Genomic DNA, 14,353 nt, shown 5'->3' with positions numbered 1-14,353 from the left:
GGTTCCCCTCCCACCCCGGTCCGGCTGAGTGAGGGAGAGGCTACGCACCGTGTGCGCCGCCGCGGAGGGATCCGGCATTTTCCGGTGGAACATGCGACGGGGGTACTAGGGTGGGTCAACTGGGCATGTGTTCATACCCCGTTGAACACCGTGCGCAGGGGCGCGTTCAACGGCGTTCCGACGTGAACCCCGTGGTGAGCGCGTCCGTGTGCGCTCCTCCCGACTCCGCCACGATCTCCGCGAGCGTCTGCGCCTCGCGTACGGTCGCGAAGACCACCGAGCCCGATGCGCCCGGCGCGAAGCCGTGGACGGCGGGCCGGGCCAGGGAGTTGTAGCCGTAGTGGTGGGCGAAGTAGTACGCGCCCGTGTCGAGGGCCGCGGCGAAGTCGCCCTGTTCCAGCCGGGGCAGGGCATGGCCGCTGGCCAGCAGGTCACCCGCGAAACAGGCGGGTCCCGCCACGTCCTGGACCAGCAAAGGGCCCTGCTTCGGGCGGCCCTCGGCGTCGTAGGCGGCGATGCGCAGCGGCCAGGAACCGGGCGCGTAGACCGTGCGGGTCGCCACCTGCACGCCCGCGTGCGTCACGGCGACGGGGCGCCCGCCCGCGGACTTGGTGTACTCCACGCGGGCCAGGATCGTGCCCTGCTCGGCGAGCAGGGCACGCCCGAACTCGGTGACCAGCCCGTAGCGCCCGTCGAACAGTCCGGGCACCGTCTCGCGCAGCAGCCGGGCGTACTGGGCGAAGGTCGGCGTCGTCACGTCGGAGGCGAAGTTCACGGGGAGGCCGCCGCCGATGTCGACGGTGTCGATCTGGCGCCGGCCGAGCGTCCGGTTGATCTCCTCCGCCAGGGCGTACGTCTCCGCCACACCCCGCGCCATCAGGGGCAGCGGGACGCCCTGCGAGCCGGTGTGCGTGTGCAGCCGGGTCAGCCAGGGCCGGTCCCGGCAGGCGCGGACCAGCCAGTCGCGGGCGCCCTCGTCGCGCAGCGCCACACCGAACTTCGAGGTGGCCGTCGCCGTCGACAGCGCCTCGATCGCCCCCGCGCCGACCTGCGGGTTGATCCGGATGCCGAACGGGGAGCGGCTCGGCGCGGACCGCAGCAGGGCGTCCACGCGGTCCAGCTCCTGCGGGTTGTCGGCGTTGACCGCGATGCCCAGCGCGAGCGCCTCGCGCAGTTCGTCCGGGGTCTTGGCGGGGGAGTCCAGCACCGTCCGCCGGGGCGGGACGCCGGCCGCGCGGGCCAGTGCCAGCTCGCCTGGGCTCGCCACCTCCGCGCCGACGCCCTCGGCGTGCAGCAGCCGCAGCACCGGCACCAGCGGTGTGGCCTTCACCGCGAAGGCGTGCAGCACGGGCGTCCCCGGCGCGACCACCGCGTCGAACGCCGCGCGCAACCCGGCCACGGACTCCCTGATCCCGGCCACGTCCAGCAGCGCCACCAGGGGTGCGCCGGGCCCGAGCAGCCCCTGCTCCACGGCGGCCCGCACGGCCCGGTCCCGCCTGCCCGCCCTCCGACGCCCGTCCGGGGTGGCGTCTGCGGCCGGGTCCGAGGGCCGCTCGCGACCCCTGTCATCGCCCATGGTCACCTCGCCCACGTGCCGTCGCCGTCTCCGTCGCCCCACATCTCCGCCCCCGCGCGGTCGGGGTTCATCTGCACCGGGGTCGGGCCGCGCAGATGGCCGGGTCTCCGCCCCCGCGCGCTCGGGGTCCATGCGTCCAGCCAAACACCCATGGCGCGGTCATGCCGTCAGCCGGGTGTATTGACTAGTTCTATTCAGAGGTTCAGGATGTGAATAACGGCAGAAACATTCCGCTGGGAGCAAGCCCAAGGAGGCAGACCATGTCAGGACCCCGCCCCGTACAGGCGCCGCGCGGTACGGAACTGAGCGCCCTGGGATGGCAGCAGGAGGCCGCCCTGCGCATGCTCCAGAACAACCTGGACCCCGAGGTCGCCGAGCACCCCGACAAGCTCGTCGTCTACGGCGGCACCGGCAAGGCCGCCCGCGACTGGCGCTCCTTCGACGCCATGGTCCGCACCCTGCGCACCCTCAAGCAGGACGAGACCATGCTGGTCCAGTCCGGCCGCCCGGTCGGCGTCATGCAGACCCACGAGTGGGCCCCGCGCGTCCTGATCGCCAACTCCAACCTCGTCGGCGACTGGGCCAACTGGGAGGAGTTCCGCCGCCTGGAGGCCCTCGGCCTGACCATGTACGGCCAGATGACCGCCGGCTCCTGGATCTACATCGGCACCCAGGGCATCCTCCAGGGCACCTACGAGACCTTCGCCGCCGTCGCCGCGAAGAAGTTCGGCGGCACCCTCGCCGGGACCATCACCCTCACCGCCGGCCTCGGCGGCATGGGCGGCGCCCAGCCCCTCGCCGTCACCATGAACGACGGCGTCGCCATCTGCATCGACTGCGACCCGCGCGCCATCGAGCGCCGCATCGAGCACCGCTACCTGGACGTGAAGGCCGACAGCCTCGCCCACGCGCTCCAGCTCGCCACCGAGGCCCGCGACCAGCGCAGGCCGCTGTCCATCGGCCTCCTGGGCAACGCCGCCGAGCTGCTCCCGCAGATGCTCGCCGAGGGCGCCCCGATCGACATCGTCACCGACCAGACCTCGGCCCACGACCCGCTGGCCTATCTGCCGGTCGGCGTTGCCTTCGAGGACATGGCCGACGCCGCGGCGAAGGACCCGGCCGGCTTCACCCAGCGGGCCCGCGAGTCCATGGCCCGGCACGTCGAGGCCATGGTCGGCTTCATGGACGCCGGCGCCGAGGTCTTCGACTACGGCAACTCCATCCGCGGCGAGGCCCAGCTGGCCGGCTACGACCGCGCCTTCGCCTTCCCCGGCTTCGTCCCCGCCTACATCCGCCCCCTGTTCTGCGAGGGCAAGGGCCCCTTCCGCTGGGCCGCCCTGTCCGGCGAGGCCTCCGACATCGCCAAGACCGACAAGGCGATCCTGGAGCTCTTCCCCGAGAACGAGTCCCTGCACCGCTGGATCAAGATGGCCGGCGAGCGCGTCCACTTCCAGGGCCTGCCCGCCCGCATCTGCTGGCTCGGCTACGGCGAGCGCGACAAGGCCGGCGAGCGCTTCAACGACATGGTCGCGAGCGGCGAACTGGCCGCCCCGCTGGCCATCGGCCGCGACCACCTCGACTGCGGCTCCGTCGCCTCCCCCTACCGCGAGACCGAGGCCATGCTCGACGGCTCCGACGCGATCGCCGACTGGCCGCTGCTCAACGCCATGGTCAACGTCGCCTCCGGCGCGAGCTGGGTCTCCCTCCACCACGGCGGCGGCGTCGGCATGGGCCGCTCCATCCACGCGGGCCAGGTGTCCGTGGCCGACGGCACGAAGCTGGCCGGCGAGAAGATCCGCCGCGTCCTCACCAACGACCCCGGCATGGGTGTCATCCGGCACGTGGACGCGGGCTACGACATCGCCGAGTCGGTCGCCGACGACAAGGGTGTGCGCGTGCCGATGCGTGAGGGTGACCAGGCGTGACGGCCAGCGAGGACGGGCACGGCAACTCTCCGGCGGGGGCGGATGTCCCGTCGCCGTCTGTGGGTTCGGCTGTGCCCGCCCGCCCGCAGTCTCGAAGTAGCTCGACCGGGGGGACCCCCATCGCCCTGCGGAACGTCCGCCCACAGCCTGTGGGCGGACGTTCCTTCCACGAGATGTGGGCGGAACTGCTCCCCATCGGGCGGCACGCCGAATCCGGCGGCTACCGGCGCCACGCCTGGACCGGTGCCGACGCCGACTGCCGGGCCTGGTTCGAGGAGCAGGCCCACGCCCGGGGGCTGGCCTACGAGGTCGACCGCAACGGCAACCAGTGGGCCTGGCTCGGCGACCCCACGGCCGGGGACGCCGTCGTCACGGGCTCGCACCTGGACTCCGTACCGGACGGCGGGGCCTTCGACGGCCCCCTCGGCGTGGTCTCCTCCTTCGCCGCGCTCGACGAACTGCGCGGCCGGGGAGCGGAGTTCACCAGGCCCCTCGCCATCACCAACTTCGGGGACGAGGAGGGCGCCCGCTTCGGGCTTGCCTGCGTCGGGTCCCGGCTCACCGCGGGAGAGCTGACCCCCGAGCAGGCCCACCGGCTCACCGACGGCGACGGGACCACCCTGCCCCGGGCCATGGAGGCCGCGGGCTACGACCCGGACGCCATCGGACCCGATCCCGAACGGCTCGCCCGCATCGGCGCGTTCGTCGAACTGCACGTCGAACAGGGCCGGGCGCTGGACCTCAGCGGGGACGCCGTCGGCATCGCCAGCGCCATCTGGCCGCACGGACGCTGGCGGTTCGACTTCCGGGGCGAGGCGAACCACGCCGGCACCACCCGGCTGGCGGATCGCCGGGACCCGATGCTGTCGTACGCCGAGACCGTGCTCGCCGCCCGCCGCGAGGCCGAACTCGCCGGAGCCGTCGCCACCTTCGGCAAGATCTCCGTCGAGCCCAACGGCGTCAACGCCATCCCCTCCCTGGTACGCGGCTGGCTGGACAGCCGAGCCGCCGACCAGGAGAGCCTCGACACCGTGGTGGACGGCATCCGGAAGGCCGCCCGGGAGTACGCCGCACGGCACGGCGTCGACCTCGCCGTGGTCCGGGAGTCCTTCACCCCCGTCGTCGAGTTCGACCACGCCCTGCGCGACGAACTGGGCCGCATCCTCGGCAAGGACACCGGCCTGACCGTCCCCGTCCTGGGCACCGGCGCGGGACACGACGCCGGAATCCTCTCCGGGCGCGTCCCGACCGCCATGCTGTTCGTGCGCAACCCCACGGGCGTCTCGCACTCCCCGGCCGAGCACGCGGCCGAGGCCGACTGCCTGGCCGGGGTGACCGCCCTCGCCGACGTACTGGAAGGACTGGCCTGCCGGTGACCAAGGGGACCTACTGGTTGGAGCACGCCTGGCTGGGCACCCATGTGGAGCCCGGCGTCGTCGTCGAGGTCGCGGGCGGCAGGATCGCCGCCGTCCGCACGGCTGTCAGCGCACCGCCCCCCGGCGTCGAGGTGCTGCGAGGGCTGACGATTCCAGGCCTGGCCAACAGTCATAGCCATGCTTTTCACCGGGCCCTGCGTGGCACGGTCCAGGCCGGAGGCACCCCTCCGGGACCGGCCAACGCGCACTGCCACGCCGGAACACCCCCGCTTTCGCGGGGACAAGACGGGGGAGGGGCGCCGGACTCGTTCTGGACGTGGCGCGAGGTGATGTATTCGGTTGCCGACAAGCTCACCCCCGACAGCTACCACTCGCTCGCGCGTGCGACCTACGCCGAGATGGCCCTGGCAGGCATCACCTCCGTCGGCGAGTTCCACTACGTCCACCACGCCCCCGGCGGCACCCCCTACGCCGATCCCAACGCCATGGGCGAGGCGCTGATCGCGGCCGCGGCCGAGGCGGGCATAAGGATCACCCTCCTCGACACCTGCTACCTCTCCTCCGGCTTCGGCGAGGAGCCGAACAGCCACCAGCGGCGCTTCTCCGACGGCACCGCCGAGGCCTGGGCCGAACGCTCTTCACTTCTCAAGGAACGCGACCACGCGCGGATCGGGGCGGCCGTCCACTCCGTACGGGCCGTGCCCGCAGCGCAGTTGGCGACCGTGGCGCGCTGGGCACAGGAGCGGCGGGCCCCGCTGCATGTGCACCTGTCCGAGCAGACCGCCGAGAACGACGCCTGCCAGGACGCCCACGGCTGCACACCCACCCAGCTCCTCGCCGAACACGGGGTGCTCGGGCCGCGCACCACCGGCGTCCACAACACACACCTCACCGACGAGGACATCGCCCTGCTCGGCGGTACCGGGACCGGCACCTGCATGTGCCCGACCACCGAACGCGACCTCGCCGACGGCATCGGCCCCGCCGTCGCCCTCCAGCGGCAGGGCTCCCCGCTCTCCCTCGGCTCCGACAGCCACGCCGTCATCGACCTGCTCGAAGAGGCACGCGCGATGGAGCTCAACGAGCGGCTGCGCACCCGCACCCGGGGCCACTGGACGGCCGCCGCCCTGCTGCGCGCCGCCACCGCCGACGGTCACGCCGCCCTCGGCTGGGACGAGGCCGGACGCATCGAGCAGGGCGCGCTCGCCGACCTCACCACCCTCGCGCTCGACACCGTCAGGACAGCGGGACCGCTGCCCGGGCTCGGCGCCGAGACAGCCGTATTCGCGGCGACCGCGGCCGACGTACGGCACACGGTCGTGGGCGGACGGCACGTCGTCCGGGACGGGGCGCACACGCTCGTGCCCGATGTGCCGCAGGCGCTGGCCGCGGCCGTCGCGGCACTGCGCGACTGATCCCCGCACCCGAAGCACACGCCCCTGCCCCCGCCCATGAGGACACGACGATGAGCAGCACCGTCATCACCAACATCGCCACGCTGGTCACCAACGACCCCTCCCTGGGTGACGGCTCACCCCTCGGCCTGATCCGCGACGCGGCCCTGGTCGTCGACGGCGACCGCGTCGCCTGGGCCGGTGGATCAAGCAAAGCACCCGCCACTGACAACCGGGTCGACGCCGGCGGCCGGGCCGTGGTCCCCGGCTTCGTCGACTCCCACTCGCACCTGGTCTTCGCGGGCGACCGCACCGAGGAGTTCAACGCCCGTATGTCCGGGCGGCCGTACAGCGCGGGCGGCATCCGCACCACCGTCGCCGCCACCCGCGCCGCGACCGACGCCGAGCTGGAGGCGAACCTCACCCGGCACCTCGCCGAGGCGCTGCGCCAGGGCACGACCACCTTCGAGACCAAGTCGGGCTACGGCCTCACCGTCGAGGACGAGGCCCGCGCGCTGCGCATCGCCGCCGCGCACACCGACGAGGTCACCTACCTCGGCGCCCACATCGTCTCCCCGGACTACGCCGACGACCCGGCCGGCTATGTCGCCCTGGTCACCGGCGAGATGCTGGACGCCTGCGCCCCGCACGCCCGCTGGATCGACGTGTTCTGCGAGAAGGGCGCCTTCGACGGCGACCAGGCCCGAGCGATCCTCACCGCCGGCAAGGCCCGCGGCCTGCACCCGCGCGTGCACGCCAACCAGCTCTCCCACGGCCCCGGCGTGCAGCTCGCCGTCGAGCTCGACGCGGCCAGCGCCGACCACTGCACCCACCTCACCGACGCGGACGTGGACGCCCTGGCCAACAGCCGTACGGTCGCGACCCTGCTGCCCGGCGCCGAGTTCTCCACCCGCGCGCAGTGGCCCGACGCCCGGCGCCTGCTCGACGCCGGGGTCACGGTCGCCCTGTCCACCGACTGCAACCCGGGCTCGTCGTACACCTCGTCCGTGCCGTTCTGCATCGCGCTCGCCGTACGGGACATGGGCATGACCCCCGACGAGGCGGTCTGGTCGGCCACCGCGGGCGGCGCCGCGGCCCTGCGCCGCGAGGACATCGGCCGCCTCGCCCCGGGCGCCCGCGCCGACCTGGCGTTCCTGGAAGCGCCCAGCCATGTCCACCTGGCCTACCGGCCGGGCGTGCCGCTGGTCGGCGAGGTGTGGCGCGGCGGCACCAGGACCGTCTGACCCGGCCTCCGCGAGACGCGACGCCGGGCCGGGACGCCCCTCAGCGGGCCCGGCCCGCCTGCCAGCGCTGCGCGGGCCTCTCGTCGTCGTCCCCGGTCCAGTCGAACCACAGACCGTCGTCCGAGCCGTACGCGGTCAGCGCCGTGTAGGGCGCGACGTACGGGCGGATCACGCCGTCGGAGGTCACCTCGAACATCAGGTTCCGGCCGTTGCTGCCGTAGACCGAGTCGCAGGTCCAGATGCCCGCGCCCCGGTCGTCCGAGCCGCGGCTGTCCAGGCAGAAGTCGTCGTCGGCGTACGCCTGGAGGACCTGGCGCTCCGCGTCGTACCGCCACAGCTGCGTGTCGGAGCCGGAACAGGGCGCCGCGATCACGTCGTTGCCCTTGTCGAACCAGCCGTCCGCGATGTCCAGGCAGCGTCCGGTGTCCTCGTTGACCACCTCGGCGTAGGTGCCGTTCGGCGCGTGCGGGGCCGGTGGCGGCGGGGGCGGCTTCGGCGCCGCGGTGGTCGGCCGCGGACGCGCGGAGGTGGGCGACGGGGTCGGCGTCGGCTTCGGCGACGGTGACGTGCGGGTCTTCGAGGGGGAGGGCGAGGGCGACGGGGTCACCGACACGGTCGTGGTCACCGTCACGGCGGGCACGGGCGGCGGTGTGTACCGGGTGTGCGCGGCGGCGTTCTGCGCGGGCGGGTCGCCGGGCGTGAGCAGGAACAGCAGCAGCGGCGTGAGCGCCACTCCCAGTGCCGCCGAGGCGAGCGCGAACCGCCGCGAGGCCGGCCAGGCCCGTGCCGCCTCCTCCACCGACCCCCGGCCCGCGGGGTCCTCCCCGGCCGGCGGCCTGGGACCGGCGGGCCTGGAACGGGTGGGCCCGGACACGGCCGGGCGCACCCCGGCCCCCGGCCCGGACACGGCCGCGGCGCCCCGGCCGGCGCCCGACGCGGCGCCGGAGGCCGTACGGGAGGGCGCGGTGGACGAGCGCCCCGGCCCGTTCCAGCCGCCGGAGCCGGAGCCGGAGCCGTCGTAGGAGGCGAGTGCGCCCGTCCCGGACGCGGCCCTGCGACTCGTGGTGTGCGTGGCGGTGTCCCGGCCGTCCCCGCCCGCGGAGGTCCCGGCCGCGGTGGCCGCACCGGAGGCGCCGACCGGGGCCTCGCCCGCGTACGCCGCGCCCGACCAGGGCAGCAGCCCCTCGGCCAGCGCCGCCCGCGGGGTGTCGCGCAGGGCGCACTGCTCCTCGTAGGCCATCGTGCAGTGCGGGCACCGCGTCATGTGCGTGGCGAGGTCGAGGCTGTGGCGGGGGGAGTCCGGGCGTACGGACTCCTCGATCAGGCGGCGGAAGTCCTGGCAGTGGGGGTCGTCGGAGTCGGCCAGGCGGCTGCGCAGGGCGGCTCCGGCCAGGGCGGGGAGGGTGCGCTCGACGCCCCAGGCCACGTCGGCACGGCTCATCCCGAGCAGCAGGGCGGTGCGCTCCTCGGTCTCCCGCTCGACGAGGCCGTACCAGATCAGGCCCTGGGTGCGCGGCGGCAGCGAGTGGAACGCCCTGAGCAGGGGCGGTACGGGCCCGTCCGGCCCGGCCGCGCCGAGCACGAGCCGCAGGGCGGGGTCGAGCCCGACCGCGCGCTCCTCGGCCGCCCACTGCCCGGCGACCTGCGCGGCGAGCAGAAGCAGCCGGTGGCGTACGGGTGTGCCGGAGTCGGTGCCCTGCGCGGTCTCGCGGGCCGCCGAGGTGAAGGCGTGGGCGGCGAGCTGGCGGGCGACGGCGTCGCTGACGGTGCTGAGGCGGGCGTAGGCGAGCACGGAGTCGCGGTGGCGGGCGCGCAGTTCGCGCAGGGCCGGGTACGCGGTCGTGCTGCCGGTGCGCAGCAGCTCCGTCAGCCGGGCGTCCGTGGCGCCCGAGTACTCGCTCTCGCTGTCAACGGCCCCGGCCTCATTGCCGGTTCCCTCGGCCCGCGCCATCACCAAGCCTCCTCGCGTCCCCGTCCCTGGTCCACACCCCGCCCATAACTGACTTACTGGCCAGTCTGTTTGGGGGTGCCCATAGTGGTGGACCCGATCGGGCGGGAAAAGAGGTTTCCCCGGGTAACCAGCGAGAACAAGGATGCGGTCCGGTAACGGCCACGACGGCGGTCCGACCGATCGAACCGCCCTCGGGGATCCGTACGGCACGAGGCTTCGAAGGACCCGTGACTCACGACCTCTCCGCGGTGCTGTCGCGCGAGCCCCGACACGGCGGGCCGGGACACGCGAGGCCCGACACGGGCGGGCCCGACGCGTGGGGCCCTGTGCGACAGCCCCGGACGCGTGAGGTCCGGGCGAGGAGCGCCCTCCGGCCGCCGGGGGGCTCAGTCCTCGGCCGTCAGGCCCTTGCGCAGCCGCCCCAGGGTCCGGGACAGCAGCCGGGACACGTGCATCTGCGAGATGCCCAGCTCCTCGCCGATCTCCGACTGGGTCATGCCCGCCACGAACCGCAGGGACAGGATCTTCCGGTCGCGCGGCGGCAGTTCGGCGATCAGCGGCTTCAGCGACTCGACGTACTCGATGCCTTCGAGCCCGTGGTCCTCGTAGCCGATGCGGTCGGCGAGCGCGCCCTCGGAGTCGTCCTCCTCGGGCTGGGCGTCCAGCGAGCTGGCGGTGTAGGCGTTGGAGGCGGCCATTCCCTCGACGACCTCGTCGTGGCTCAGCCCCAGGTGCTCGGCGAGTTCGGGCACCGTCGGCGCGCGGTCCAGCCGCTGGGCCAGTTCGTCACCGGCCCTGGCCAGGTCCAGCCGCAGCTCCTGGAGGCGGCGAGGGACGCGCACGGACCACGAGGTGTCGCGGAAGAAGCGCTTGATCTCGCCGATGATGGTCGGCATCGCGAAAGTGGGGAACTCGACGCCCCGGGTGAGCTCGAAGCGGTCGATCGCCTTGATCAGACCGATCGTGCCGACCTGGACGATGTCCTCCATCGGCTCGCTGCGCGAACGGAAGCGGGAGGCGGCGAACTTGACCAGCGCGAGGTTCAGCTCGACCAGCGTGTTGCGGACGTACGCGTGTTCGTGCGTGCCTTCCTCGAGGGACACCAGCCGCTCGAAGAGGGTCTTGGACAACGCCCGCGCGTCCATGGGTCCCACCTCGTCGTACGGGGGGATCTCCGGAAGACCGGCGAGCGCGTCCTCGCCCGCGTCGGTCGTGGGGGTGATGGGTTCCAGCTGTTCCGGAGCGGGTGTCGACGTCGCCGTAGCCGTAGAGGGGTGCGATGCGTCGAGCCGGGGTGACATGGTGTCCTCCATCATTCTCGGCATAGGCTGCCGAAGCCATTGGGTGCACTGCGGTGTGCGGCGCCTCCAAGGCCGGCCGTGTCGGTTGCGTGTCTCTACTAGCCCTACCCGCTTTCCGACGGCCACCGCAAGTGTGTTACGTGCGGGTATGTCCGCTTCATTGCGGTTGTTCAGGTGTCAGAGAGTGTGAGGAAGGCGTAGTGTTCGAGGGCGTCAATTCGGCAGCGACGACCTCGGGAGAGAGACGGCATGGACCACGGGACGGTCGGCAGTGCGCAGTCGGGCCGGCTTCTGGTGGAGGTGCGGCAGGAGGGCTCCAGTGCGGTCGTGACACCGGCGGGTGAGCTCGATCACCACACCGCCGACCTGTTGCGCGTACCTCTGGAAGAATGCCTCGAGCGGGGCCTGGGCCGGCTGGTCGTGGACTGCTCCCGGCTGGAGTTCTGCGACTCCACGGGACTGAACGTCCTGCTCGGCGCACGGCTGAAGGCCGAGGCCGCCGGAGGGGGTGTCCATCTCGCCGGAATGCTGCCCGTGGTCGCACGGGTGTTCGAGATCACCGGCGCGGACGCGGTCTTCACTGTCCATGACACGCTCGACGCGGCTCTGGCCGACGAGTCCGGCTGAGCCGGGGGGTACGGCTGGGCCGGAATATCCGGTCGGGCCGGAAAGTACGGGTGTTCCGCCGCGCCGCCCGGGCAGGAGACCCCTTGAACATGACGGCGGCAACCGCCCAGCTGCGGATTTCCTGTAGAGACTTCTGAATCGTGAACTGGTGAATCGGTGAGGTGAAGCGCTGATGAGCACCACCCGGCCGTACTCGCCGGGCTCCGAAGAGCCCAGCGGCGCTTCCGGCGCGCCCGCGGTGTCCGGTGAGCCCGGGGTCGTCGAGGACCGGCAGGTGCGCCGGCTGGCCTTCGAGGGGCAGGCCGGCGTCGTGCCGCTGGCCCGCGACTTCGCCCGTCAGGCGCTGTACGCGTGGGGCTGGCTGCCCGCCGCGTCCGCGGACCGGCGTGCCGTCGCGGAGGACGTGCTGCTCGTCGTGTCCGAGCTGGTCACCAACGCGTGTCTGCACGCGGAGGGGCCGGACGCGATGTGGATCGCCTGTGACGGCAAGGTGATCCGTGTCGAGGTGTCCGACAAGGGCACCGGCCAGCCCGCGCCCCGCACACCCCATCGCGCCGGGCGGCCCGGCGGGCACGGCATGTTCATCGTCCAACGCCTCTGCCTGGACTGGGGCGTCGTGCGCACATCCGGGGTGACGGGGAAGACGGTGTGGGCGGAGCTGGGGGCTCCGCTCTGACGGCTGCGGCGTAGCCGCCTGGGCGTGCGGTCATGCGGGCTGCGACGTAGCCGCCCCGGGGGTGCGGGCGGGCCGCGCGGCGCCCGTGTGCGCGGTCCTGCGGGCCGCACGGCGTCCGTGTGCGGGCGGTCCGGCGCCCTCCGCCTGGTCCTTGTGTGTGGCGCGCCCCCGGCCCCTTCCGTGCGCATGGACGGGCGGCCCGGCGCCGCCTCACGTCCCCGAGTGCGCTTCTCTTCCCTCTTGTTGCCCGTGGGCGTACCTTGACGGCCGATCTGATGCTCCGTCAGGAATGGGGGTACGCCCATGTCGTACCGGAAGGGAATCGTCGCGGTCCTGGCCGGATCGGCGGTGCTGGTGGGCGCTCCCGGGGCCCGGGCCGAGGTCGTCGACGTCAACTACCAGTGCAAGACGCCGATCGGGGACAAGAGCGCGGTGTCGCCGATCGACATCAAGGGCGTGCGGAGCGGCGACGGCTACAGGATCACCATGTCCTGGCAGAAGGGCGTCTCGTCCAGCCCCGTCGAGCTGGGCAAGGGGGCGATGAACCCCAGCGCGACCGTCGTGGTCGGCGGCGCCGACAGCGGGAGCCTCACCGTGACCGGCCCGGCCAACCAGGCGGCGATCCCCGCCGACACCCCTATCAAGGTCAACGACCTGAGCGGCACGTACACCCCGCGCAAGTCCGGCAAGGTCACCTTCACCGCGGGCGTCCTCACCATCAAGGCCCTCGGTACGACGACCACCTGCACCCCCACCAACAGCCCCGGCCCCTCCCTGATCCTCGACGTCAAGGCGGCGGGCGCGGGCGGCCCGGACACCGGGGGCGATCCGCCGGCCGGCGGCGACCCGGGAGCCGGACTCCCGCAGACGGGCCCGGCGGACTCCGCCGTCGCCCTCGGCATCCTCGGCGGCACGGTCCTGCTCACCGGCGCGGCGGGCACCCTGTGGCTGACCCGGCGGCGCGGGACGGCACGAGCCGGCCGCTGAAGGCACGCGTCGGCCGGGGCCCTGGTCGTCGTACAGCGACGCAGGCGGCGTAGGCCCGGGGAGGTGGCGCGATGAGGGCGAGGGTCCTGGTGCTGGCGCTGGTCGCCGCCCTGCTGGTGCCGGCCGGGCTCGCCCGGGCGGCCGGGGAACCCGCCGTGCGGCTGTCCAGGGCCCAGGCGGGCACGGGCGGTTCGGTCACCGTGCACGGCAGCGGCTGGCGGCCGCGCGCCCTGCTGATGATCCTGATCTGCGGGCAGTCCGTGCCCTTCCGGGGCGTGCCCGGGGGCACCAACTCCTGTGCCAACGCCGACGGCAGGGCCGTGACCACGGACGCCGACGGGCGGTTCAGGCGCGAACTGCCCGTCGCCGAACCGCCCGTGCCCTGCCCGTGCGTGGTGCACGTGGCGACGGCGACGGGGGCGAGGGCACAGGCCGACGCGGTCTTCCAGGTCGCCGGGCACGCCGTCGAGCCGCTGCCCGCGCAGCCCGGCGGGGCCCGGCCGGCGGCCCTCACGGACGCCCGGCTCGACGGCTCCGACGGGCTGCTGACCTGGTTCGGGGCGCCGCCCGCCCGCACCCTGGTCCTCACCGTCGGCAACGTCGGCACCTCGGCCCTGCGGGACCCGGTCTTCCAGGTCGGCACCGCGCACGGGGTGTTCGCGCCGCGGTGGGAGGAGCGGCAGTGGCGCGGTACGATCCCGCCCGGCGGCCGCGCGAGGGTCGGACTGCCCGTCGAACTGCCCGCCGGGGCGCACGGCGACTACACCGTCTCGCTGAAGTACGGCGGCAGGGTGATGGCCGAGCAGCCCTGGGCGGTGGGCCGCCCGTGGGGCGTGACCCTGTTCTGGATCCTGGTCTGCCTGGTGGTGCCGGCCGCGGTGTTCCGCGCCGGAATGACCCTGGTGGACCATCTGCGGCCGCGTGGGGCCGCCCCTCGGCGCCTGCGCCTGCGTCTGCCCGCCGTGGCCCTGCGGCTGCCCCTTACGAGGACATCCGGCGGCCGGGGGTCCCCGGCGCCCCCGCCCCTGCCCTGGTTCACCCCGGACGCCGATCCGGGCGCACTCTCCGCACCGCACGACGACCGGCTCCCCGGCAGAGAGGCAAGCCCGTGAAGGAGCGAAGGAGAGCCACGCCGGCCGGCCGGGGGCTCGCCCCCATGACCGGGGCGGGCGTGCTGCTGGCCCTGTCCGCCGTGCCCGCGCGGGCCGTCGCGGTCTCGTACGCCACCGAGTGAGTGCCCCCGGCGATCTCGGGTCTGCCGCCGGTCCACGGCACCACCGAGGCGGAGATCACCGC

Annotated in this window: 12 protein-coding genes; 9 read left to right on the top strand and 3 right to left on the bottom strand. The window is 73.7% G+C overall.

What is annotated here, in order from left to right; translation table 11 throughout:
* Positions 1-166 precede the first annotated feature (166 nt).
* A complete protein-coding gene (locus tag ACFYR0_RS22960) occupies positions 167-1,576 on the bottom strand; it encodes a diaminopimelate decarboxylase (protein WP_389331012.1) in 1,410 nt (469 codons plus the stop codon).
* Positions 1,577-1,836: 260 nt separating this feature from the next.
* On the opposite strand from ACFYR0_RS22960, the gene hutU reads away from it, so the two are divergent.
* The 4 genes from hutU (at position 1,837) to hutI (ending at position 7,515) form a co-directional block, all read left to right on the top strand.
* Positions 1,837-3,501 carry a urocanate hydratase gene (gene hutU, locus ACFYR0_RS22955; RefSeq protein WP_389331009.1) on the top strand — a complete coding sequence of 555 codons (1,665 nt, stop codon included), beginning with the start codon at positions 1,837-1,839 and terminating at the stop codon, positions 3,499-3,501.
* Between the two features lie 173 nt (positions 3,502-3,674).
* Positions 3,675-4,877: an allantoate amidohydrolase gene (locus ACFYR0_RS22950; RefSeq protein WP_389331356.1), complete on the top strand. Its 1,203-nt coding sequence runs from the start codon at positions 3,675-3,677 to the stop codon at positions 4,875-4,877.
* On the top strand, positions 4,874-6,292 hold the full coding sequence (locus ACFYR0_RS22945) for a formimidoylglutamate deiminase (RefSeq protein ID WP_389331006.1): 1,419 nt from the start codon (positions 4,874-4,876) through the stop codon (positions 6,290-6,292). Before ACFYR0_RS22950 ends, ACFYR0_RS22945 begins: the two co-directional genes overlap by 4 nt.
* A gap of 50 nt (positions 6,293-6,342) precedes the next feature.
* Positions 6,343-7,515: an imidazolonepropionase gene (hutI, locus tag ACFYR0_RS22940; RefSeq protein WP_389331003.1), complete on the top strand. Its 1,173-nt coding sequence runs from the start codon at positions 6,343-6,345 to the stop codon at positions 7,513-7,515.
* A 40-nt stretch (positions 7,516-7,555) separates the two neighbouring features.
* On the opposite strand, the gene ACFYR0_RS22935 is transcribed toward hutI, so the two are convergent.
* A complete protein-coding gene (locus ACFYR0_RS22935; protein WP_389331000.1) occupies positions 7,556-9,466 on the bottom strand; it encodes a ricin-type beta-trefoil lectin domain protein in 1,911 nt (636 codons plus the stop codon).
* A gap of 386 nt (positions 9,467-9,852) precedes the next feature.
* Positions 9,853-10,767 carry an RNA polymerase sigma factor SigF gene (locus ACFYR0_RS22930; RefSeq protein ID WP_389330997.1) on the bottom strand — a complete coding sequence of 305 codons (915 nt, stop codon included), beginning with the start codon at positions 10,765-10,767 and terminating at the stop codon, positions 9,853-9,855.
* A 249-nt stretch (positions 10,768-11,016) separates the two neighbouring features.
* Here ACFYR0_RS22930 and ACFYR0_RS22925 point away from each other — a divergent pair, with 249 nt between their 5' ends.
* The 5 genes from ACFYR0_RS22925 to ACFYR0_RS22905 all read left to right on the top strand — a co-directional run bounded on the left by ACFYR0_RS22925 (position 11,017) and on the right by ACFYR0_RS22905 (position 14,291).
* Positions 11,017-11,394: an STAS domain-containing protein gene (locus ACFYR0_RS22925; RefSeq protein WP_386379108.1), complete on the top strand. Its 378-nt coding sequence runs from the start codon at positions 11,017-11,019 to the stop codon at positions 11,392-11,394.
* A 172-nt stretch (positions 11,395-11,566) separates the two neighbouring features.
* A complete protein-coding gene (locus tag ACFYR0_RS22920; protein ID WP_389330994.1) occupies positions 11,567-12,070 on the top strand; it encodes an ATP-binding protein in 504 nt (167 codons plus the stop codon).
* 303 nt (positions 12,071-12,373) lie between these two features.
* Positions 12,374-13,057, top strand: a complete 684-nt coding sequence (locus ACFYR0_RS22915; protein WP_389330991.1) for an LPXTG cell wall anchor domain-containing protein — start codon at positions 12,374-12,376, stop codon at positions 13,055-13,057.
* A gap of 71 nt (positions 13,058-13,128) precedes the next feature.
* The gene (locus tag ACFYR0_RS22910) at positions 13,129-14,169 is read left to right on the top strand and encodes a hypothetical protein (protein ID WP_389330989.1); all 1,041 of its coding nucleotides are present in this window, start codon (positions 13,129-13,131) and stop codon (positions 14,167-14,169) included.
* Complete coding sequence (locus ACFYR0_RS22905) at positions 14,166-14,291, top strand: hypothetical protein (RefSeq protein ID WP_389330986.1); 126 nt, start codon at positions 14,166-14,168, stop codon at positions 14,289-14,291. The genes ACFYR0_RS22910 and ACFYR0_RS22905 overlap by 4 nt, the downstream gene beginning before the upstream one ends.
* The last annotated feature ends 62 nt before the right edge of the window (positions 14,292-14,353 follow it).

The organism is Streptomyces sp. NPDC005017 (assembly GCF_042873115.1).
Lineage (GTDB): Bacteria > Actinomycetota > Actinomycetes > Streptomycetales > Streptomycetaceae > Streptomyces.
Note: the sequence above shows the minus strand (reverse complement) of the source record. Positions and strands in the feature narration are given on the sequence as shown.